This is a genomic window from Algibacter sp. L1A34, assembly GCF_009796805.1.
Taxonomy (GTDB): Bacteria; Bacteroidota; Bacteroidia; order Flavobacteriales; family Flavobacteriaceae; genus Algibacter.
In genome coordinates, this window is record NZ_CP047029.1 from 2,846,472 (window position 1) to 2,869,218 (window position 22,747).

16 protein-coding genes and 1 pseudogene are annotated in these 22,747 nt (G+C 32.4%); 11 read left to right on the forward strand and 6 right to left on the reverse strand.

Features of this window, described 5'->3' with window-relative positions; translation table 11 throughout:
* Nucleotides 1–72: 72 nt before the first annotated feature.
* From GQR97_RS12045 to GQR97_RS12060, 4 genes are all read right to left on the reverse strand, one after another.
* Nucleotides 73–1,350, reverse strand: a complete 1,278-nt coding sequence (locus GQR97_RS12045; protein WP_158848697.1) for an adenylosuccinate synthase — start codon at nucleotides 1,348–1,350, stop codon at nucleotides 73–75.
* An 11-nt stretch (nucleotides 1,351–1,361) separates the two neighbouring features.
* A complete protein-coding gene (locus GQR97_RS12050) occupies nucleotides 1,362–1,829 on the reverse strand; it encodes a Fur family transcriptional regulator (RefSeq protein WP_158848699.1) in 468 nt (155 codons plus the stop codon).
* 26 nt (nucleotides 1,830–1,855) lie between these two features.
* On the reverse strand, nucleotides 1,856–4,081 hold the full coding sequence (locus GQR97_RS12055; protein WP_158848701.1) for a RelA/SpoT family protein: 2,226 nt from the start codon (nucleotides 4,079–4,081) through the stop codon (nucleotides 1,856–1,858).
* A 64-nt stretch (nucleotides 4,082–4,145) separates the two neighbouring features.
* Nucleotides 4,146–4,724, reverse strand: coding sequence for a non-canonical purine NTP diphosphatase (locus GQR97_RS12060; protein ID WP_158848703.1), 579 nt, complete (start codon nucleotides 4,722–4,724; stop codon nucleotides 4,146–4,148).
* A 279-nt stretch (nucleotides 4,725–5,003) separates the two neighbouring features.
* Here GQR97_RS12060 and GQR97_RS12065 point away from each other — a divergent pair, with 279 nt between their 5' ends.
* From GQR97_RS12065 to GQR97_RS12075, 3 genes are all read left to right on the forward strand, one after another.
* Nucleotides 5,004–11,063 (forward strand): PAS domain S-box protein, encoded by a 6,060-nt coding sequence (locus GQR97_RS12065; protein ID WP_158848705.1) that lies wholly within the window; start codon nucleotides 5,004–5,006, stop codon nucleotides 11,061–11,063.
* Between the two features lie 10 nt (nucleotides 11,064–11,073).
* Nucleotides 11,074–11,487, forward strand: a complete 414-nt coding sequence (locus GQR97_RS12070) for a response regulator (protein ID WP_158851789.1) — start codon at nucleotides 11,074–11,076, stop codon at nucleotides 11,485–11,487.
* Nucleotides 11,488–11,605: 118 nt separating this feature from the next.
* The gene (locus GQR97_RS12075) at nucleotides 11,606–11,905 is read left to right on the forward strand and encodes an HPF/RaiA family ribosome-associated protein (RefSeq protein ID WP_158848707.1); all 300 of its coding nucleotides are present in this window, start codon (nucleotides 11,606–11,608) and stop codon (nucleotides 11,903–11,905) included.
* Nucleotides 11,906–11,966: 61 nt separating this feature from the next.
* Here GQR97_RS12075 and rlmH read toward each other — a convergent pair whose 3' ends face one another.
* Entirely contained in the window at nucleotides 11,967–12,440 is a 474-nt protein-coding gene (gene rlmH / locus GQR97_RS12080; protein ID WP_158848709.1) for a 23S rRNA (pseudouridine(1915)-N(3))-methyltransferase RlmH, read from the reverse strand.
* A 127-nt stretch (nucleotides 12,441–12,567) separates the two neighbouring features.
* On the opposite strand from rlmH, the pseudogene nadC reads away from it, so the two are divergent.
* From nadC to priA, 4 genes and pseudogenes are all read left to right on the forward strand, one after another.
* Nucleotides 12,568–13,429 (forward strand): annotated as a pseudogene (nadC, locus tag GQR97_RS12085) (carboxylating nicotinate-nucleotide diphosphorylase).
* Nucleotides 13,430–13,539: 110 nt separating this feature from the next.
* Nucleotides 13,540–14,481 (forward strand): YihY/virulence factor BrkB family protein, encoded by a 942-nt coding sequence (locus tag GQR97_RS12090; RefSeq protein WP_158848711.1) that lies wholly within the window; start codon nucleotides 13,540–13,542, stop codon nucleotides 14,479–14,481.
* A gap of 2 nt (nucleotides 14,482–14,483) precedes the next feature.
* Nucleotides 14,484–14,906, forward strand: a complete 423-nt coding sequence (locus tag GQR97_RS12095) for a DUF2147 domain-containing protein (RefSeq protein ID WP_158848713.1) — start codon at nucleotides 14,484–14,486, stop codon at nucleotides 14,904–14,906.
* A gap of 24 nt (nucleotides 14,907–14,930) precedes the next feature.
* Complete coding sequence (gene priA / locus GQR97_RS12100; RefSeq protein ID WP_158848715.1) at nucleotides 14,931–17,381, forward strand: primosomal protein N'; 2,451 nt, start codon at nucleotides 14,931–14,933, stop codon at nucleotides 17,379–17,381.
* Nucleotides 17,382–17,446: 65 nt separating this feature from the next.
* On the opposite strand, the gene GQR97_RS12105 is transcribed toward priA, so the two are convergent.
* A complete protein-coding gene (locus tag GQR97_RS12105; RefSeq protein ID WP_158848717.1) occupies nucleotides 17,447–18,142 on the reverse strand; it encodes a LytR/AlgR family response regulator transcription factor in 696 nt (231 codons plus the stop codon).
* A gap of 208 nt (nucleotides 18,143–18,350) precedes the next feature.
* Here GQR97_RS12105 and rpsF point away from each other — a divergent pair, with 208 nt between their 5' ends.
* The 4 genes from rpsF (at nucleotide 18,351) to GQR97_RS12125 (ending at nucleotide 22,721) form a co-directional block, all read left to right on the forward strand.
* Nucleotides 18,351–18,689: a 30S ribosomal protein S6 gene (gene rpsF, locus GQR97_RS12110; protein WP_158848719.1), complete on the forward strand. Its 339-nt coding sequence runs from the start codon at nucleotides 18,351–18,353 to the stop codon at nucleotides 18,687–18,689.
* A 2-nt stretch (nucleotides 18,690–18,691) separates the two neighbouring features.
* Nucleotides 18,692–18,988: a 30S ribosomal protein S18 gene (gene rpsR, locus GQR97_RS12115; RefSeq protein WP_042498218.1), complete on the forward strand. Its 297-nt coding sequence runs from the start codon at nucleotides 18,692–18,694 to the stop codon at nucleotides 18,986–18,988.
* A 13-nt stretch (nucleotides 18,989–19,001) separates the two neighbouring features.
* Nucleotides 19,002–19,448: a 50S ribosomal protein L9 gene (gene rplI, locus GQR97_RS12120; RefSeq protein ID WP_158848721.1), complete on the forward strand. Its 447-nt coding sequence runs from the start codon at nucleotides 19,002–19,004 to the stop codon at nucleotides 19,446–19,448.
* Nucleotides 19,449–19,583: 135 nt separating this feature from the next.
* Nucleotides 19,584–22,721 carry a carboxypeptidase regulatory-like domain-containing protein gene (locus GQR97_RS12125; protein WP_158848723.1) on the forward strand — a complete coding sequence of 1,046 codons (3,138 nt, stop codon included), beginning with the start codon at nucleotides 19,584–19,586 and terminating at the stop codon, nucleotides 22,719–22,721.
* Nucleotides 22,722–22,747: the final 26 nt, after the last annotated feature.

Sequence of the window (22,747 nt, forward strand, 5' to 3'; positions counted from 1 at the left end):
GTTTTTTTTAATAAAAAAGACCTGACAGTTTCGAGAAACGAGTCAGGTCTTAAAAATTATTTTAAACTTTTTTTATTTACTTCTAAATATAGTTTGTTTTCTATCTGGTCCAACAGAAACAATAGTGATTGGGATTTCTAGTTCTTTTTCTAAAAATTCTATATATTCGTTTAGAGCTTGTGGGAGTTGAGAAGCCTCAGACATTCCTGTTAAGTCTTCGTTCCATCCACTAAAGTCTGTGTAAATAGGTTCTACGTTTTCAGGTTCGATGTTGTAAGGGAAATGCTCGATAACTTCTCCTTTATATTTGTAAGCGGTACATACTTTTAAGGTTCTAAAACCAGAAAGCACATCGCCTTTCATCATCATTAATTGCGTTACACCATTTACCTGGCAAGCATATTTAAGTGCAATTAAATCTAACCAACCACAACGACGCGGGCGACCAGTGGTTGCTCCAAATTCGTTACCAATTTTAGCCATGTTTGCACCATCTTCATCAAATAATTCGGTAGGGAATGGGCCAGAACCAACACGTGTTGTGTAAGCTTTGAAAATCCCGAATACCTCACCAATTTGACCTGGAGCAACACCTAAACCAGTACAAGCACCAGCGGCGGTTGTATTACTAGATGTTACAAATGGATATGTTCCAAAGTCAATATCTAAAAGAGATCCTTGTGCGCCTTCGGCTAAAATAGTTTTACCTGCTTTTTGTGCTTGGTAAACATATTCTTCAGAATCTATAAACTTAAGAGATTTTAAAACTTTAACAGCTTCAAAGAATTCTTTTTCAAGTTCGGCTAAATCATATTCGATTTCAACGTTGAAAAAAGAAATCATAGATTGGTGTTTATTAGCCAAATCTCTATATTTTTCTTTCCAATTGCTTAATTCTAAATCACCAACACGTAAACCGTTTCTTCCGGTTTTATCCATGTAAGTTGGGCCAATACCTTTTAAAGTTGAGCCAATTTTGGCTTTTCCTTTAGAGGTTTCGCTTGCCGCATCAAGTAATCTATGTGTTGGTAAAATAATGTGTGCTTTTCTCGAAATAACTAGCGATTTTCTGTAATCTACGTTTTGTTCTTCAAGTTTGTCAAGTTCACCTTTAAAAATTACTGGGTCTATAACCACACCGTTACCTACTAAATTAGTAGCATCATCATGGAAAATTCCTGATGGAATAGTGTGTAGAACATGTTTTCTTCCGTTAAAAACCAAAGTGTGTCCTGCATTTGGTCCACCTTGAAAACGTGCAATAATGTTGTAGTTAGAGGTTAGTACGTCAACAATTTTTCCTTTGCCTTCGTCTCCCCATTGTAATCCAAGTAGTAAATCTACTGCCATTGTAAAATTAGTTAGTTGTCTTTTTTGCTATCGGGAGTTTTCTTTGTCCCGTAGAAATAGAGTGAATGATTATTTATCTCAATATCGAAGACTTCTTCGATAGTTTTTTTAATAGATTGAATTCGAGGGTCGCAAAACTCGATAACTTCACCAGTATCTGTTAAAATCACATGGTCATGCTGCCTGTCGAAATATGATTTTTCGTAATGTGCTTGGTTTTGCCCGAATTGGTGCTTTCTAACCAAACGACATTCTAGAAGTAATTCTATGGTGTTGTAAAGTGTAGCTCTCGAAACACGATACTTTTTATTTTTCATATTAAGATATAGGGATTCTATATCGAAATGGTCGTTGTTATTATAAATTTCTTGGAGTATAGCATAGCGTTCGGGAGTTTTGCGGTGTCCCTTTTTTTCTAAAAAGCTTGTAAAAACGCTTTTAACTATGTCTTGATTTTTAGTATCTACTTTTGTATCCATAATTTCATCGCAAATTTACACATTTTTTACACTCTAGTAACCTTATCAATGCCATTAATTTTTTTAAGACGGTCTAAAAGTTTTTTCAAAAGGGTTTTATTCTTAACTACAACGTCAATTTTTCCAGAAAAAAGCCCGTCTTTACTTTCAAAACTAATGCTTTTCATATTAACGCTCATATTTTCAGAAATTATGGTGGTAATATCGTTCACCAAGCCAATATGGTCAATTCCGGTAAGTGTAATATGTGCCGAAAACTCTTGCTGTGAAGAATCTATCCACTTCGCGGGCATTATTCTGTAGGAGTAATTAGCTTGTAAACTCAATGCGTTTGGACAATTCATTTTATGAACTTTTATACCATCGGAAACAGTTAAAAATCCAAAAACATCATCGCCAGGTATGGGGTGGCAACAGGTTGCTAATTTGTAATCTAATTTTTCTTCTTCTTTGTTAAAAACAACGGCATCATATTTAGATGTAATTTCATCTTTTTCTAATTCGTCTGTATTAATACTTGCTTTACGTGTAATTTTACTTTTAAGAAAACTCATTAAAGCATTACTTCTAGAAGAAGCATAAGCTTTTAGCATGGTATTATCTATGGTGCCGAGGCCCATTCTGTAAAATAAATCCAGACTCGTTTTTAACTTGAAATAGTTAACCATTTCGTTAATAGAATCTTCGTTTAAATTAACTTTAAGCTGTTTTAGTTTTCGTCTTAAAATTTCTTTACCATCTTCTCCTACACGTTTTTTATCTTCTTTTAATGCAGATTTAATTTTACTTCGAGCACGTGCTGTAGTCGAATAATCTAGCCAGTTTGGATTGGGTTTTGCGTTTTCTGAAGTTAAAATATCGACTTGATCTCCACTTTTTAGTTCATAACTAAGTGGTACCAATTTTCCGTTAACCTTTGCTCCACGTGTTTTCATACCAACTTCGGTATGTATATTAAAAGCAAAATCTAGTGTGGTAGCTCCTTTTGGCAAAGATTTTAAATCGCCTTTTGGAGTAAATACAAATATTTCTTTTGAATATAAATTAAGTTTGAATTGCTCAACAAAATCTACCGCATTAGTATGCGGGTTTTCTAAAGCTTCTTGTAATCTGTTTATCCAACTTTCTAGGTTGTCTTCTTTTTCTCCGTTTTGTTTATATTTATAGTGAGCAGCATAACCTTTTTCGGCTATTTCATTCATGCGTTCACTGCGTATTTGTACTTCTACCCAACGTCCTTTAGGTCCCATTACTGTAATGTGAAGCGCCTCGTAACCAGTACTTTTTGGTGATGAAATCCAATCGCGAAGGCGAATAGGGTTTGGTCTAAAATGATCGGTAACGATAGAATATATTTTCCATGCTAGAAATTTTTCATTCTGAGGATTGGCATCACATTTATATATAATCCGGATGGCAAACTTATCGTAAACTTCATCGAAAGAGACACCTTGAGCCATCATTTTCTTCCGAATAGAAAAAATAGATTTTGGACGCCCTTTAATGGTGTAGTGGAGCTTTTCTTTATCTAAAGAATTTTTAATAACATCACTAAACTGTTCAATATATAAATCTTGATCTTTTTTACTTTCTTTAGTTTTGTTTAAAATATCGTTATAGTCTGCTGGTTCTAGATATTTTAAACCCAAATCTTCCAATTCGGTTTTTATATTATAAAGTCCAATTCTGTGTGCTAAAGGTGCGTAAATATATAAGGTTTCCGAGGCTATTTTAATTTGCTTATCTGGACGCATAGAGTCCATAGTTTGCATATTGTGTAGTCTATCGGCTATTTTTATTATAATAACGCGTACATCATCATTTAGTGTAAGTAGCATTTTTCGGAAGTTTTCCGCTTGAAGCGAAACATCCATGTCCTGATCTTTACTTAGTGATGATATTTTTGTAAGGCCGGCAACTATGGTTGCAATAGTTTCACCAAATTCCTTTTCAATATCTTCAATGTCATAATCTGGGCTATCTTCAACAACATCATGGAGTAGTGCGGCAGCTATAGAAGTGCCATCTAAACCAATTTCTTGAGCCACAATTTTAGCAACAGCGATAGGGTGGAAAATATAGGCTTCTCCAGATTTACGACGTTGGTCTTTATGTCCATCTACGGCAACTTCAAATGCGCGACGAATAAGTTTTTTATCATCATCGGAAAGTGTAGTATAGCTCACTTTTAAAAGCTCTTTGTACGCTTTAGTAATGGCCGCATTCTCTTTTTCTATATATTCCTCTGTCATAAACTAAAAGTAATAAAACAATTTTAATAGCCAACCCTAAAAAACACTTTTTTTAATCTATTTTTTATTTTATTTCACTTAAAAAAGTTACTAATTGTTTAACTGCTTTGCCGCGATGGCCAATACTATTTTTTATGCTTAAATCCATTTGGGCAAATGTATTACTGTGGTTGTTGGGTTTAAAAACGGGATCGTAACCAAAACCTTTTTCGCCATGTTTTTCGGTAGTAATTTCACCTTTGCAAATTCCTGTAAACGTTTTTAGCTCTCCATTTATATGTAATGCAATTACGGTTTTAAATTGTGCCGATCTATCTGGTTTATTGTTCAATTCGGTTAAAAGTTTATTGGTGTTATCGTAAGCGTTACGTTGTTCTCCAGCGTAGCGCGCAGAATAAACACCTGGCTCTCCATTTAAGGTGTTAACTTCTAAACCGGTATCATCGGCAAAGCAGTCGTGATTGTAATTTGTTTTTATGTATTCTGCTTTTTGTATAGCATTGCCTTCTATTGTATTTTGGGTTTCGGGAACCTCCTCAAAACATCCAATATCTTGTAAACTAAGTAGTTTAATATAATCTGGAATTAAAGCTTGAACTTCTTTCAGTTTGTTTAAATTATTTGTTGCGAAAACGATTTTCATTTAAAATGTAAGTTTTTTATTATACGATAGGTGCTATTTAGTTTAACTTAATGAGAAAAAAGGTTAATATGTCTGTGAAATTTCATATTTTGCCGATGTTTATTAGTGTTTGTTGCCCCAAATAATAATATATACACTTCCTCTATAAAGAGTTTTTGAATATTTTAATAAATATGTGGCTTCACTGCAATAATAACAATCTATTTTAAATTAGTATTAAAATAAAAAAATAATTTTGTTTAAGTTAAATCAGTTTAGATTGATTTGTAATAATTCTTAATGAAGAAACTAAAAAATTCTATAAAAAAAAGGTATTTACTATTTATATCTTCACTTATATTATTAATAATTGTTATTGTGTTTATTGTTCAAAAGAGCATTAACTCGCAAATATCAGATTCTTATTTAATAAATGTTGCTGTAAAACAACGTGCGTTGAGCCAACGCATAATTAAACAGGTATTTAATGCTAATTATAGCCAAGACTTAAACGCAAATAAAAACTCAATTAATACATTAAAAGGGCTTAAAAAAGAATGGGATAGCCTACATAATTATTTGCAATCTGTAAATAATAAAAATGCAGATAATAGCAAATTAGATTCTCTTCTAAAAATTAATAAAACTTCTTTTAACCCGATATTATCTTCTATAGAAAATTCCGATTTAAAGTCCTTAAATCAAGGAGTAAACAATATTTACGAATTAGAACATCGTTACTTAAAAAATGTAGATGCCTTAGTTGTACAATACCAAAAAGCCGAAGAAAAACATTTCAAAAAATTTAAGAATGTTATCTATCTTCTTGCATTAATTATGCTTTTATTTTTGCTAACCGGTTTTTTAAGCGTTGTTCGTCCTGCGTTTTTTACATTCATTAAGAAACATAAAGAGCTTATAAAATCTAATGAAGAGTTGGTTTTATCGGAAGATAAAATAAAATCTAATATGTTGGAGCTTAAAAAACTTAAAACAGAATTAGAAACTCAGGGAGAATATAATAGAATTTTTATAGAGCAGGCTCCAACTGCTATTGCTATGTTTGATAATAACATGTGTTATTTAGCGGTTTCTCAAAGGTATATAACAGATTATAAGTTAGAAGGACAACAGATTGTGGGGCGTTCTCATTATGATGTTTTTCCGGAAATTGGTGATGATTGGAAAGAGGATCATCAAAAGAGTCTTAAAGGTGGATTTATTGATAAGTGCGATGAAGCTCCTTTTGTGCGTTTAGATGGATCTGTACAATGGATTTATTGGGATGTGCAACCCTGGTATATTTCTGAAGGAAATATTGGCGGATTAATTATGCATACAGGCGATATAACTCACATAAAAGAAAATGAGGAAGAACGGATTCGTATAGAGAAAATATTAGATAAAACTAACGAGGTTGCCCGCATTGGAACATGGGATATAGACTTGATAAAAAACACTGTTTTTTGGAGTAAAGTAGTTTTTGAAATACATGAAGCGCCCGATGATTTTGTGCCAAGTTTAGAAACAGGTGTGGATTTCTATAAGGAAGGAGAGAGCAGAAACACATTAAAAAAAGTAATTAAAGAAGCCAAGGAGCAAGGTCGCTCTTTTGATGTAGAGTTAGAGCTTATAACATTAAAAGGGAATACTGTTTGGGTGCGATCTACTGGACAAGCAGAAATTGTAGATGGTACATGTATCCGCCTTTTTGGGGTGTTTCAGGATATTAATAGTGAGAAAAATTCGGAAATAGAGCTAACAAAGCTCAAAATTGCTTTGGAAGTTAAAGATACATATAATAGAATTTTTATAGAACAGGCGCCGACAGCTATTGCTATGCTCGATAATAATATGTGTTACCTAGCGGTTTCCCAACGTTATATAGAAGATTATAATTTAGAAGGACAACAAATAGTAGGTCGTTCTCACTATGATATTTTTCCCGAAATTGGTGACGATTGGAAAGCAAATCATCAAAAAGGTCTTAAAGAAGGTGTAATAGACAGGTGTGATGAAGCTCCTTTTGTACGTTTAGATGGATCGGTACAATGGATTTATTGGGATGTACGTCCATGGTATATTTCCGAAGGAAATATTGGTGGATTAATTATGCATACGGGTGATATTACGCATCTTAAAGAAAATGAGGAAGAACGCCTCCGTATCGAGACAATATTAGATAAAACGAATGAAGTTGCGCGCATTGGAACATGGGAAATAGACTTAATAAAAAACACCCTTTTTTGGAGTAAAGTAGTTTATGAAATACATGAAGTGCCCGAAAACTTCGAAGTGGATGTAGAAACGGGTATTAATTTTTTTAAGGAAGGGGAAAGTAGAACTAAGATTGAAAATGCAATTACTGAAGTTTCAGAATATGGAACCTCTTTTGATGTAGAACTAGAATTAGTAACAGCAACTAATAATATTATTTGGACACGTGCTATTGGGCAAGCGCAAATTGTGGATGGTAAATGTATACGGGTTTTTGGAATATTTCAGGATATAAATAATGAGAAAAACACAGAAATAGATTTAAAAAAAACCAATGCAGAGTTGCAATCTGTGTTTAATTCTGAAGTAATAGCCATGGTATCTACAGATGCAGATGGCATTATTACTCATTTTAATCGTGGAGCAGAAATTTTAACCGGATATTCAGCATCTGAAATAATTGGATTGCAAAGACCAACATTTTATCATCTGCAAGAAGAGTTAGATGCATTTAGGATTGATATTGCAAAGTTATATGGTAAAAATCCTATAGGGTTTAGTGCGCAATTAGAATTATCTAAACATAATGCATATGATACCCGAGAATGGACTTATCTAAGAAAAGATGGATCGACAATATCGGTTCAATTAACATTAACATCAATTAAAGATGAACAGGATAAACTTATTGGTTATTTTGGTGTTTCAACAGATATTTCTGAAAAAATAATTGCTCAGAATGAATTATTGAGAAAAAATCAACTACTCAATTTTGCAGAGGAGATTACTTTAATGGGGCATTTTCAATGGAGTAAAGCTATAGATAAGCTTGTATGGTCTGATAGTCTATATAACATATTCGAGTTAGATAAAGATACAGTAGAATTGTGTTTTAATACTTATTTAGATTATGTTCATCCAGATGATAGGGAGCTTGTGGCTGCTCACCATAATAAAACTATGGCTGGTGATGTATTTGATAATTTTACACACCGTATATGCACGAATGGTAAAGTGAAAATTATTAGGCAGTTAGGGCAGGTTATCACTAATGCTCAAGGCGAAGTTATAGAAATTGTTGGTAGTATTCAGGATATTACCGAGCAAAAAATGGCAGAGAATAAGTTTAGAGGTTTGCTAGAATCTGCTCCAGATGCTATGGTGATAACCAATGAACAAGGAGAAATACAACTAATAAACAAGCAGGCAGAAAAATTATTTGGATACCATATTGACGAGTTATTAAATAAACCTGTAGAAATACTTATACCTAAAAGATTAACAGGTTTATATTCCGAACATCGTATGAGCTTTTTTGAAAACCCCGATGCGAGATCATTAGGAGAAGAGAAAGAATTGTATGGTTTAAATAAAGAAGGCAAAGAAATACCAATACAAATAAGTTTAAGTCCTTTAGAAACAGAACAGGGTTTGTTATTATCGGCAGCCATACGTGATATTACAGTACAAAAATTAGCAAAGAGTGAGTTGTTGCGTAAAAACCAACTGCTTAATTTTGCGGAAGAGATTACCTTAATGGGGAATTGGGAATGGGACACTGTTACAGATAAGGTAGTGTGGTCCAGTAATATGTATAATATTTTTGAACTAGATAAAGAAATAGATAGTTTAAATTTTGATGTCTATTTTAGCTTTGTTCATCCTGAAGATAGAGAAATTGTAACCCATTATTTTGATAAAACAAGAGAAGAGAAAAGCCTTAAAAGTTTTACCCATCGTATTATAGCAGGTGATGGTAAATTAAAAATTATTAAGCTTTTAGGTGAAGTTGTTACCGATGTTTTGGGTAATATTATTGAAATGATTGGTACTTGCCAAGATATTACAGCTTCTAAGGCTGCCGAAAGAGAATTGTATGATGCAAACATGCAGTTAAAAGCGATATTAAATTCTGGACCACTCGCAATTGTATCGATTGATAATGATGGAATAATTAATCACTTTAATCATGGTGCAGAGCTTTTGTTAGGCTATTCAGCTTCTGAAATGGTTGGATTAAAACAACCAGAAATTTATCATTTAGAAGAAGAGATGCTAAGTTTTAAGGAAGATATAGCAAAAAGATATAATAAAGATCTTTCTGATTTTAGCCCTTATTTAGAATTAGCTAAACATAATGTATCCGATACAAGAGAGTGGACTTATCGTAGAAAGGATGGTTCTACTTTTCCGGTAGAGTTAACATTAACAGGTATTAAAAATGATTTAGGTGAAAAAACGGGGTTTTTAGCCGTATCCTTTGATATCACAAAAAGAAGAGCAGCAAAAAACGAACTGTTGAGACAAAACCATATATTGAATTTTGCCGAAAACATTACCCTAATGGGGAATTGGCAAGCGGATATCGTTACTAATAATGTAAAATGGTCTGCTAATCTCTATAATATTTTTGGACTTGAAAAAAATACAGAAACAACCCTTGATACCTACCTTAGTTTTACACACCCGGAAGATAAGGACAGGGTTGCCGACCATATGCGTGATACCGTTGAAGAAAAAACATTCACCGATTTAGTGCACCGAATTCAATTAACCGATGGTACCATAAAAATTGTGCAACTTTTAGCTCATGTTTTTACAGATAATTTGGGAAATGTTACAGAAATAGTTGGTACATGTCAAGATGTTACTGTGCAGAAAATGGCAGAAACCGAACTATTGCGTAAAAATCACTTTTTAAGTTTTGCAGAAAGAATAGCCAAGATGGGAAATTGGCAATGGAATGTGGTTACCGATACTTTAAAATGGTCTTTTAATATGCATGGGATTTATGGGAGTGATGAAAGTGAAACAGATTTAAATTACGAGTCGTTTTTCAATTTTGTTCACCCAGAAGACCAAGCTGTAGTTGCCAAATACGTAGAGATTGCCTATACAGAAAAAAAGTTTCCAAATAATTTTATACATCGTATTATCACTAGCGACGGGGAAGTGAAAACAATACATTCTTTAGGAGAAGTAATTCTTGATGATCAAGGAGATATTCTTGAAATGATTGGAACTACCCAAGATATTACCGAGCAAAAAATGGAAGAAAATAAGTTTAGAGGCTTATTAGAATCGGCTCCAGATGCTATGGTAATCACTAATGAAGACTCAAAAATCCAAATGATTAATAAGCAAGCAGAAAAAATGTTTGGTTATAAAATTGAAGAGCTATTTAATAAGTCTGTTGATTTACTTTTACCACAACGTTTTTTAACAGGGTGCGAATCTAAAGTAGATACAGTTTTAAGCGGTCTAGAAGGAACTGAATCATCTGGGGAGGAAGATTTAACTGCTATGAATAAAAATGGGGAGGAATTCCCTGTTCAAATAAATTTAAGTCCATTACAAACAGAAGATGGTATTTTAATTTCGGCCGCCATACGCGATATTACAGAACAAAAATCTGCTCGAAATAAAATAATTAAAGCTAAAAACGATTTGGAAATTTTAGCGCAAAAGTTAATTAAAAACAACGATCAATTAGCCGATTTTGCACATATTACATCGCATAATCTACGAGCGCCTGTAAGTAATCTTAACTCGCTTTTAGGGTTGTACAATACAGCAACAAGTGAAGATGATAAAGCGTTTTTGTTCGAGAAGTTTGAAAAAGTTATTGATCATCTTACACAAACGTTAAATACTTTAGTTAATGCTGTAAAAATTACAAATAACACATCTAAAGAATTTGAATCTGTTAAGTTTAATGATGTTTTGAATAAAACAAAAGATATTCTTACCGGACAGATCATGAAAAATGAGGCTGTAATTACAAGTGATTTTTCTAAAATGGCTAAAATAAAATACGATACCATATATTTAGAAAGTATTTTTCTTAACTTAGTAGGGAATTCTCTAAAGTATAGATCGAATGAAAGAATACCAGAAATATTTATTAAATCTGAAGTAATAAAAGGAAAAGTTAGATTAATATTTAAAGATAATGGCTTGGGAATAGATTTAGAGAAGCATGGGCATAAATTATTTGGTTTAAACAAAGTGTTTCACAGACACCCAGAAGCCAAAGGCGTAGGCTTATTTATGGTTAAAACACAAGTTGAAGCATTGAATGGTACTATATATGCAACAAGCGAAGTAAATAAAGGTACCACTTTTACTATTAATTTTAATTAATTGAATTATGATGAATGCCCCTATTAATATTTGCATAATTGATGACGATGATATTTATAAGTTTACGGTCGTTAAAACACTAGAACTCCTCGAGTTTGAAAAAAATATAAAGGTTTTTGCTGATGGCGAAGAAGCTTTAGAATTCTTGGTAGAAAATCTAAATAAAGACAATGAACTTCCAGATGTTATTTTTCTAGATATTAATATGCCAATTATGGATGGGTATCAATTTATGGAAGAGTACGTTAAAATTAAATCTAAGTTAGGTAAAAAAACAGTGATTTATATGGTGTCTTCCTCAGTAGATCCTGTGGATATAGAGAAAGCTAAAAGGATTAGTGATATATCAGACTATATCATAAAACCCATAGAGCCAGGTAAACTTAAAAGCATTATGGAAAAATTAATTGTAGAAAATAAATAACCCTTTTATTGAGTATCAGCAACTTGGTATAAATTATTTTTAAACGTTGTGATTCATGACCAAAATCATTTAAAATAATTTCAAGCGATGCTATATTTGATAATCTAAAACATAAACTATGACAGTAAATTTTGAATACGTAGGTGTAGATGCGAGTGAAACATTATCGGCTTTCACTGAAGAAAAATTAGAAAAACTTTTTAGTAGATATGAGTTTTTAATAAGTGCAACCGTTCATTTTAAGCAAGATGATAATGCTCATGATACTGGTAAAATTTGTAATATAGAATTAAGCTTACCAGGACCACGAATTTTTGCAACATCGAACGAGCGTAATTTTGAAGTATCGGTTCGTGAAACCGTTAGCGATTTAGAACGCCAACTTAAAAAGCGCAAAGAAGTTTATAAAACATATTAAAAAGTTGATTGTTTAACCGTTTTAGTACATTGTATTAAAAGGTGTTAATATGAGGTTTATTCTATTTATGATGATATGGTTCATTTCTTAAAATAGTAAAACCTCGGTATAATTGTTCAATAAAAAATAAACGAATCATTTGATGGGAAAATGTCATTTTAGATAATGATATTTTCCCATTTGCTTTTTTATAAATCTCATCAGAAAATCCGTAAGGTCCGCCAATTATAAAAACCAATTGTTTGATTCCAGAGTTCATATGTTTTTGTAAATAGTCAGAAAAACCTACAGAATCGAACTGTTTTCCGTTTTCATCTAGTAGAATTAGCACATCAGTGTTACTTAATTTCTTTAAAATAAGTTCGCCTTCTTTCTGCTTTTGTAAGTCTTCACTTAAATTTTTAGAATTTTTTATATCTGGTATAATCTCTAAAGAAAATTTAATGTAAAACCCCAAACGTTTCTGATAATCAGCTATTAAGCTCAAAAGTTGTTTGTTGTCTGTTTTTCCTATGGCAATAAGTTTGATAGTCATATAAGCAAAATTACTGTTTAGTATTTATGAATAATGTATTTAATTAAAAAAAAATCTTAAATTTCGTAAAAGTAAAATTTATTTTTAGTAAATCAATTTCTTACTTTTGTGGCAAACCAAAACAAATATGATTACACAGGAGCAATTTGATACAGAAGTGAAAATGATAATTTCTAATGCTATTCGTGAAGACGTTGGCGATGGAGATCATAGTTCTCTTGCTTGTATCCCTGAAAATGCAAGAGGTAAAGCAAAACTGCTAGTTAAAGATAAGGGTATTATTGGTGGTGTTAATTTTTGCGAAAAAAGTTTTTGCTTATGTAGATAAGAATTTAAAGCTAGATGTTCGTATTGAAGATGGAACAGAAGTAACCTACGGAGATATTGTAATGTATGTTGAAGGATCTTCTCAATCTATTTTAAAAGCAGAGCGTACGGTTTTAAATGCCATGCAACGTATGAGTGCTATTGCAACTAAAACAAGAATGTTTGTTGATTTGGTAGAAGGAACTAAAACTAAAATTTTAGATACTAGAAAAACCACACCAGGAATTCGTGTTTTAGAAAAATGGGCTGTAAAAATTGGTGGTGGAGAAAATCATAGATTTGCACTTTACGATATGATTATGTTAAAAGATAACCATATTGATTTTGCAGGCGGTATAACAAAAGCGATTACCATGGCTAAAGAATATTTGCACGAAACTGGCAGAGATTTAGAAATTATGGTGGAAGCAAGAGATTTAAGTGAAGTTGAAGAAATTTTACAATCCGATGGTGTTTACAGAATTTTAATAGATAACTTCGATTATGAAGATACTAGAAAAGCTGTGAAATTGATAGGAAATAAATGTTTAACAGAATCTTCGGGGAATATTAATGAGGCTACAATTCGTCATTATGCCGAATGTGGAGTTAATTATATTTCTTGCGGTGCATTAACGCATTCTGTACATAATATGGATTTAAGTTTAAAAGCTATGAAATAGTTTTTAATTTTTTAAAATATATAAAAGGGTGTCTGTATAGACGCTCTTTTTTTATACCTTGCTTTCAGTAAATACTTTATTAACTTTGTATTCTATTTAATTTTTTATTAATGACAAAACCCATTGAAGACAAGCTGGATAAAATTCCTATAATTAATATCTTGGTGAGGTTTTTAAAAAGATTAAAATTACCAGGACTAGAGGGGCTTTCGTTTTACGATTTAGTAGAACTTTACGTTATCGGGGTAGTTAAAGGCGCATTAACCACAAGAGCTAGTGCAATTGCTTTTAGTTTCTTTATGGCTATTTTTCCGTTTTTACTATTTGTATTAATCATAATTCCTTATGTACCAATCGATGATTTTAAAATAGAATTTTTAGTATTTCTAGAATCGTTTTTACCGCCAAATACTTCCGATTTTTTCTTCGAAAATATTTTTGAAAATATCGACCAATCGCAACGTGGTGGCTTATTATCCTCTGTGTTTGTTCTATCCATTGGTTTAATGGCAAATGGTGTAAACGCCGTATTTTCGGGCTTCGAGAATTCTTATCATGAGCAACTTACACGTAATGTGTTTAAACAATATTTGTATGCCTTGGGTATTGCGTTAATATTGGCATTTTTATTAATAATTACCATTGTAGTTTTAGGGTATTTTCAGATTTATGTAGTGCAAGGCTTGTTTGAAGCTTTGGAGCATCGCGGTTACGAAGTTACTAATCAAGGCTTGTTTTGGGCAGATGTTGTAAAGTATTTATTTTTTGTCCTTATGGTGTATCTGGCAACAGCTACGTTGTATTATTTTGGAACAAAAGAAGGGAAATATTCTAATTTTTTCTCAATAGGCGCTCTTTTTACAACCTTACTTATTATATTGACATCTTATTTGTTTGGAATTTATATTGAAAATTTTGGACAGTACAATAAACTATACGGGTCTATTGGCGCGTTATTAATATTAATGTTTTACTTATGGCTCAATTCTAACATTTTGTTATTGGGTTACGAGTTGAATGCCTCCTTAAATAAACTTAGAAAAAGCTGTTAGTTATGAAGAAATATATTTGGTTAATTACAATTTGCATGTTATCATTATCAACGCAAGCTCAAGACATTTTTGGGAAATGGAAAACGGTAGATGATGAAACAGGTGCACATAAATCTATAGTTGAAATTTATGAGAAAAAAGGAAAGGTATTTGGTAGAGTTATAGAAATACTAGAGCCTTTTGATAAAAATATGTTGTGTCAAAACTGCGAAGGCGATTATGAAGACAAACCAATTTTAGGTTTTGAAATTATTCAAGATCTTGAAAAACATGGAGATCATTATAAAAACGGGACTGTTTTTGATGCTGAAAATGGAAAAGAATATAAATGCAGAATAATGCTAGATAAAGAGACAGATAAACTTCAAGTTCGTGGTTATATTGCATTTTTATATCTTACACAGCACTGGATTAGATATAATTAATTGTTCAATTAAAGCATTAATACTTTGCATTACATAGACGTTATAATTCCCATTCCGCTTCAGCAATTATTCACCTATAGCATTACAGCTTCGGAGTTCGATTTTTTAAAAGCAGGTATGCGTGTTTCTGTACCTTTTGGGAAATCTAAAATTTATACGGGTATTGTTTATCGAGTTCATAATGATGCACCAATAGCTTATGAGGCTAAGGAAATTCAACAGATATTAGATGAATCGCCGGTTGTAAATGAAAAGCAATTAAAATTATGGGACTGGATTTCTAGCTATTACATGTGTACGCTAGGCGAAGTAATGAGAGCTTCGTTACCAAATGCTTATATTTTAGAAAGTGAAACTGTAATTTCTAAGAATAATAAATCAACGATAGATGAATCTATTTTAAAGGATGATGAGTTTTTGGTTTATGATGCGCTCAACCATCAATCCTCTTTAAAAATTCAGGATATTTCTAATATTCTAGGTAAAAAGAGTGTGCTATCAGTTATTAAAAGGTTAATTGAAAAAGAAGCCATTTCTGTTGAAGAAGAAGTTTACGAAAAGTACAAACCAAAATTAGTACGCTATGTTAAACTGCATACCTTTTATTCTACAGAGAAAGAGCTGCATCAATTATTAGATGATTTAAGTCGAGCGCCTAAACAACGCGAGGTGGTAATGACTTTATTTTCTATTTCGGCTAAAACAAGAAAACCGGTAAAAGTATCTGATTTATCTACTGAAAGCGGAGCGTCGTCTTCTATTATAAAATCGTTAATCGATAAAGAAATTCTTGAAGAATATTTTATACAAACAGATAGAGTCCAATATTCGGGTGAAGAAAATGAAGATTCTAAAAAATTAAATAGTTATCAAGAAACAGCTTTAGCTGAAATAAAAGAAACATTCGAAAAGCATCAAGTTACGTTATTGCACGGCGTAACATCTTCTGGTAAAACCGAAGTTTATGTAAAGCTAATTGAAGATGTATTAAGTTCTGGTAAACAGGTTTTGTATTTGTTGCCTGAAATTGCTTTAACAACTCAGTTGGTTACTCGACTTCAGAATTATTTTGGAGATCAAGTAGCGGTGTTTCATTCTAAATATTCATCTCATGAGCGTGTTGAGGTCTGGAATCAAGTTTTAGAACTTTCCGCGAAAGCGAAAATAGTACTAGGAGCGCGTTCTTCAATATTTTTACCTTTCGATAATTTAGGGTTAATAATTGTAGATGAAGAGCATGAGCAGTCGTTTAAACAATTTGATCCTGCACCACGTTATCACGCGAGAGACACGGCTGTAGTTTTGGCACATATACATAAAGCTAAAGTGTTGTTAGGATCTGCTACGCCAAGTTTAGAGAGTTATTTTAATGCACAGCAAAATAAATATGGTTTTGTGGAACTTACGCATCGATTTAATGATGTATTGATGCCTGAAGTTGAATTGGTTGATATTAAGGAAAAGCAGAAGAAGAAACGCATGAAAGGGCATTTTAGCGATAGACTTATTGCGGAAATGACAGAAACTTTAACGGAAGGTCATCAAATTATTTTATTTCAAAATCGTCGTGGATTTTCACCTATTGTTGAATGTAGTACTTGCGGAGAGTCTCCCCAATGTCCAAATTGCGATGTGAGTTTAACATATCATCAATATCGAGATCAATTGCGTTGTCATTATTGTGGCTATGTAATTCCTATGCTTAGAAAATGTAAGGCTTGCGGTAGTCCAGAATTAGATAACAAAGGATTTGGAACCGAGCAAATTGAGCAAGAGGTAAAGGTGTTGTTTCCTGAGCATAATGTTGCGCGTATGGATTTGGATACCACACGAGGTAAATATGGCTACGAGAAGATTATAACCGCCTTAGAACAGCAAGAAATCGATATTTTGGTTGGAACGCAAATGCTTACCAAAGGATTGGATTTTAGAAATGTAAAATTGGTTGGAATCATGAATGCCGATAGTATGTTAAACTTTCCAGATTTTAGAGCTCACGAACGTAGTTTTCAACTCATGTTACAAGTGTCGGGTAGGGCAGGGCGAACAGAGGAACGTGGTAAGGTTTTAATACAGACTTACAATCCGCATCATAATATTTTACAGCAGGTTTCTACAAATAATTATATCGATATGTTCAAGGAACAAATGAACGAGCGGTATAATTTTAAGTATCCACCTATTTACAAGCAAATAAAAATCACGTTAAAACATAAAGATTATAATCGGGTAGAAATTGCTGCAGATTGGTATGCAACATCGTTAAGACAAGTTTTTAAAGACAATGTTTTAGGTCCAGAGTTTCCGCCGGTGTCAAGAATTAGAAATCAGTATCACAAAAATATTTTGGTAAAAATTCCTAAGCAACAATCTTTAGGAAAAACAAAAGAAGCTATCATTAAAATTAATAATAGCTTCTTGAATGTAAAAGATTTTCGCTCGGTGCGTGTAATACTTAATGTTGATAATTATTAATCCAATTATAAAAGTTGGGGCTCTTTTAATTAGATTTCTCGATAATAATCGAGACTTTATCTAAATTAAATATTGTTTAACGCATCTACAAGTTGTGTTTTCTTATTTCTACTTAAAGGAATCTCGTAAGCTCCAACTTCAACGTTTTTGCTGTTAAATCTGTCAATTTTATCAAGATTAACAATATATGATTTATGGATTCTTAAAAATTTGCCTTCTGGTAATTCAGCTTCAAAAGATTTCATGGTCGATAAAACCACTAAGCTGTTTTCTTCAGTTACCAATTTTACGTAATCACCAAGGGCTTCAATCCATTTAATATCTTTAATATAAACTTTACGTTTTTTAAGATTACTTTTTACAAAAATGTGTTCACCATCTTCTTCATTAAAGTCTAAAGTCAATCTATGTTGCTCTAAAGCTTTATCTACAGAGGTGTTAAAGCGTTCTCTAGTAATTGGTTTATGTAAATAATCGGTAGCATCATAATTAAATGCTTTAAACGCATATTCTGTTTTACCGGTTACAAATATAATTTGTGGTTTGTTGTTTAGTACATCTAAAAGTTCAAATCCGTTTAGTACTGGCATTTCAATATCTAAAAAGATTAAGTCTACTTGATGAGAGTTTAAACCATTTTTAGTTTCTAATGCACTACTGTATTCTGCTATTAAGTTTAATGAGGGGTGGTTCTCTACTAATTTAACAATAGAAAGACGTTGTATGGCTGAATCATCTACTACTACACAGTTTAATGTCATAACATTTTAATTTATTTCGGTTAAGATATCGACAATAGTACGAAAAATTCGGCTAAAAACCAAAAAACATCGGCAAACTGTTTATTTTAACATTTTTTTAACATGGTAAATATTCGTGTATGTATTAAAAATAAACACCATTAAGTTGTGTAATATATAAAAATTAATTACTTTTGCAGCCAATTTTTAACAATAAAAATAGATTTTTATGAATCATTATGAAACTGTTTTCATCTTAAATCCCGTTTTATCTGAAGATCAGATAAAGGAGACAGTGCAGAAATACGAAGATTTTCTTGTTTCGAACGGCGCTAAGATGGTATCAAAAGAAAACTGGGGGCTAAAGAAGTTAGCTTACCCAATTCAAAACAAAAAAAGTGGGTTTTACCACTTATTTGAGTATCAAGTAGCCGGAGAGGTTATCAATCCATTAGAAGTAGAGTTTAGACGTGATGAGCGTTTTATGCGTTATTTAACAGTAGCGTTAGATAAACATGCTATTTCTTGGGCAGAAAGAAGAAGAGTTAAACTTAAACAAAAAGCTTAATTATGTCATCAATAGAACAACAATCCAAAGGAAAAAAAGACGGCGAAATTAGATATTTAACGCCTCTAAATATTGAAACTAATAAGCAAAAGAAATATTGTCGTTTCAAGAAATCAGGTATCAAGTATGTAGATTATAAAGATGCAGACTGGTTATTAAGATTTGTAAATGAGCAAGGTAAAATTTTACCTCGTCGTTTAACAGGAACATCATTAAAGTATCAAAGAAAAGTGTCTGTAGCTGTAAAAAGAGCACGTCACTTAGCTTTAATGCCTTATGTAGCTGATTTATTAAAATAAAATACCGATAACAATGGAACTTATATTAAAACAAGACGTTGAAAATTTAGGATTTAAAGACGATGTTGTAACAGTTAAGAACGGTTATGGTAGAAATTTTTTAATTCCTCAAAAACAAGCAGTTTTAGCTACTATTTCAGCTAAAAAAGTATTAGCAGAAAATTTAAAGCAACGTGCCTTTAAAGAAAAGAGAATAGTTGATGATGCTAACGTAATTGCAGAAGCATTAAAAGCTTTAGAAGTTAAAATTCAAGCAAAAGTTGGTACAGGTGATAAATTATTTGGATCTGTAAATAACATTGATTTAGCTGCTGCTATTGAAAAAGAAGGTCAATCAATTGACAAAAAATTTATTACAGTTACTACTGTTAAACGTTTAGGTAAGTATACTGCCGCAGTTCGTTTACACAGAGATGTAAATGTAGATTTAGAATTTGAAGTTATTGCCCAAGCAAACTAATTTGTTAACATATAGTTAATAAAAGTTTACAATAAAATTAACCACTCCTTTGGAGTGGTTTTTTTTTGCTCTATTTTTACTTGCATTATGCTCGCATAATGAAAAACTAAAAAACTTTAACTCAATCTTCACACAATGAAAAAAACAAAACTATTAATTTTCTTTTTATTTATTGGCGCTATGGCTTTTGCACAAGTCACGACTTCAAATATTAAAGGACTCGTTTTAGATCAGGGCTCGGTACCGTTGCCAGGTGCAAATGTTCTTGCTATTCACACACCAACAGGCACAAAGTATGGTGCTGCCAGTAACTTCGATGGTCGATACAATTTATTGAATTTAAGAGTTGGAGGTCCTTACACTATTACTATTAGTTATGTTGGTTACAAAGAGCAAACGTTTAAAAATGTATATTTAACATTAGGGAAAACCCAAAATGTAGATGTTACTTTATCTGAAGATAACGAGCAATTAGATGCTGTTGTTATTCAAGGAACAGGTGGAACTGGAACTTTTGGAAGTGATAGAACTGGTGCGGAAACTAGTGTTGGTCGTCGAGAACTAACACGTTTACCAACTATTTCTCGATCACAATCGGATTTTACAAGATTAGAGCCAACTGCTAGTGGTGGTTCTTTTGGTGGTAGAAACGATCAGTTTAACAATTTCTCATTAGATGGTGCTATTTTTAATAATCCATTCGGATTAGATGCGGCAACACCAGGTGGGCAAACAGGTTCTCAGCCAGTTTCATTAGATGCTATTGAGCAAATTCAAGTATCTACAGCTCCTTATGATGTTACACAATCTGGTTTTACCGGAGCATCGGTAAATGCAGTTACCAAAAGCGGAACAAACGAATTTCACGGTACAGTTTATGGGTTTTACAGAGATGAAACTATGACAGGTAAGAAAATTAGAGGTGAAGATGTGGCTAGACCAGATTTAAACCAAACACAATATGGTGTTAGTATTGGAGGCCCGATTATAAAAGATAAATTATTCTTTTTCGCAAATTTTGAAAAAGATGAACGTGATGATTTAGGAACTAATGGATGGACACCAAATACGGGATCTGGTGGAATTACAGAATCTAGAGTTTTAGAAAGTGATTTAATTGCTGTTCAAACGGCTTTAAGAGCTCAAGGATATGATCCAGGTGATTATCAAGGGTTTACTCATGCTTCAGAATCTACAAAAGGTATTTTTAAAATAGATTGGAATATTAATGATAATAATCGTTTAGCTGTTATCTACAATTTTTTAAATGCATCTCAAGAGAAGCCAGCGCATCCATCTGCCGTTAATCCACGTGGACCAAATGCAACTACTTTACAATTTCAAAACTCAGGTTACGAGATAAATAATAATTTAAAATCTATACAGGTTGAGTTAAATTCAACGCTATCAGAATCATCAACTAATAAATTACAAATTGGTTATACCCATTTTGATGATTTTAGAACACCGTTTTCTACACCTGCTCCAGTTATTAATATATATAAAGATGGTTCGCCATATATTATTGCTGGTCACGAGCCGTTTTCAATTAATAATAAGTTAGATCAAAAAGTATTTCAATTTACAGATAATCTAAATTTCTTTCAAGGTGATCATACTTTTACAGTTGGTATATCTTTCGAGAAGTTTGAATTTGATAATTCATTCAATTTAAAAGGTTATGGTTTTGATGTATTTGGGAATGTAGATATCGCAGATTTTGATGCTTCTAGTTATGATTTTGCTGCAGCACAAGCTACCTTTAATTCTAGAAATGCCATTGCAGATGGTGAAGATGGTGGCTGGTTGTTATCTGAAACAAACGTAGGTCAAATAGCTTTTTATGCACAAGATGAATGGAATGTTTCCGATAAATTCAAATTAACTTATGGGGTACGTTTTGATAAACCTCTATATTTTGATACTGCGGAAAACGCTCAAAAATTTATTGATACAGATAATGGTGAAATTTATTTGCCAGACACAGAGTATTTTGATCCTAACACTGGAGAGCCTTTATTAATAGATTCTACCAAAATGCCTAGTACAGATTGGTTAATATCTCCAAGAGTTGGATTTAATTATGATACTAATGGTGATAGTTCTTTTCAATTAAGAGGTGGTACAGGTTTGTTTACAGGGCGTCTTCCTTTTGTTTGGGTAGGAAATCAAATTAGTGGTGTAGATACTTTTTTCTATCAAGCTGTAGATCCAGATTTTAAATTTCCTCAAGTATGGAGAACAAATTTAGGATTGGATAAAAAACTTGAAAGTGGTGTTGTTTTAACTGCCGACCTATCTTACACAAAAGACGTTAATGGTGTCCATGTTCAAAATTGGGGATTAAACAAACCAACAGGTCAATTACAAGGTGTAGATAACAGAGCCGTTTATGTGGATAGCGATCATGCAAAAGCAACATTACCTTGGGGTGAAGTTACTAATGGTAACGCTTACGTAATGACAAACTCTAACAAAGGGCGTATTTGGAACGCATCATTAAAAGCTCAAAAAACGTTTGATAACGGTATATATTCTATGCTTGCATATAGCTATCTAGATGCTAGAGATGTAAATTCTATTGAAGCAGAAATTACAGGAGATGCCTTTAAGGGTAATCCTGCATTAGGTAATGTAAATAATGATGTATTATCACATTCTAAATATGGTGATAAACATCGTTTTATTGGTGTGGCTAGTAAAAAATGGGATTACGGAAACGATAAATGGTCTACCACTTTATCAACATTTTTCGAATATGCTCAAGGAGCACGTTTTAACTATGTTTATGGTGGAGATATAAACGGAGATGGTTCGTCAATTAACGATTTAATTTATATTCCTACTACTGGAGACATAGCATTAATGCAATTTGCTGGAACAGGAGATGCTGCAGCCTTAGAATCTTATATTCGTCAAGACGATTATTTAAGTGATAATAGAGGTCAATATGCAGAGCGTTACGGTGCATTAGCGCCTTGGAGAGGTAAATGGGATGTTAAGTTTATGCAAGATTACAGAATTAAAGTATCTGAGGATAAGACAAACACGATTCAATTTAGTATCGATATTTTGAACTTTGGTAATTTATTAAATTCAGATTGGGGAATTATACAACAACCTAATAATGTACAGCCAATAGGTGTAACTTTTGATGAAACTACGGGAGATCCTGTTTATTCTTTTAATAGCAATCAAACAAAAACTTTTGGTTACGATTCTAGTTTAGCTTCTAGATGGCAAGCCCAAGTAGGTTTACGTTATATTTTCTAAGATAATAACATATATATTCTTAAATT

Bases quoted from the DNA above. Each gene is read 5' to 3' on its own strand.
- GQR97_RS12105 (WP_158848717.1), bottom strand. From the start codon at position 18,142: ATGACATTAAACTGTGTAGTAGTAGATGATTCAGCCATACAACGTCTT.
- GQR97_RS12090 (WP_158848711.1), top strand. From the start codon at position 13,540: ATGACAAAACCCATTGAAGACAAGCTGGATAAAATTCCTATAATTAAT.
- GQR97_RS12125 (WP_158848723.1), top strand. From the start codon at position 19,584: ATGAAAAAAACAAAACTATTAATTTTCTTTTTATTTATTGGCGCTATG.
- rlmH (WP_158848709.1), bottom strand. From the start codon at position 12,440: ATGACTATCAAACTTATTGCCATAGGAAAAACAGACAACAAACAACTT.
- rpsR (WP_042498218.1), top strand. From the start codon at position 18,692: ATGTCATCAATAGAACAACAATCCAAAGGAAAAAAAGACGGCGAAATT.
- GQR97_RS12070 (WP_158851789.1), top strand. From the start codon at position 11,074: ATGAATGCCCCTATTAATATTTGCATAATTGATGACGATGATATTTAT.
- rplI (WP_158848721.1), top strand. From the start codon at position 19,002: ATGGAACTTATATTAAAACAAGACGTTGAAAATTTAGGATTTAAAGAC.
- GQR97_RS12060 (WP_158848703.1), bottom strand. From the start codon at position 4,724: ATGAAAATCGTTTTCGCAACAAATAATTTAAACAAACTGAAAGAAGTT.
- GQR97_RS12095 (WP_158848713.1), top strand. From the start codon at position 14,484: ATGAAGAAATATATTTGGTTAATTACAATTTGCATGTTATCATTATCA.
- rpsF (WP_158848719.1), top strand. From the start codon at position 18,351: ATGAATCATTATGAAACTGTTTTCATCTTAAATCCCGTTTTATCTGAA.
- GQR97_RS12055 (WP_158848701.1), bottom strand. From the start codon at position 4,081: ATGACAGAGGAATATATAGAAAAAGAGAATGCGGCCATTACTAAAGCG.
- GQR97_RS12050 (WP_158848699.1), bottom strand. From the start codon at position 1,829: ATGGATACAAAAGTAGATACTAAAAATCAAGACATAGTTAAAAGCGTT.
- GQR97_RS12075 (WP_158848707.1), top strand. From the start codon at position 11,606: ATGACAGTAAATTTTGAATACGTAGGTGTAGATGCGAGTGAAACATTA.
- GQR97_RS12045 (WP_158848697.1), bottom strand. From the start codon at position 1,350: ATGGCAGTAGATTTACTACTTGGATTACAATGGGGAGACGAAGGCAAA.
- GQR97_RS12065 (WP_158848705.1), top strand. From the start codon at position 5,004: ATGAAGAAACTAAAAAATTCTATAAAAAAAAGGTATTTACTATTTATA.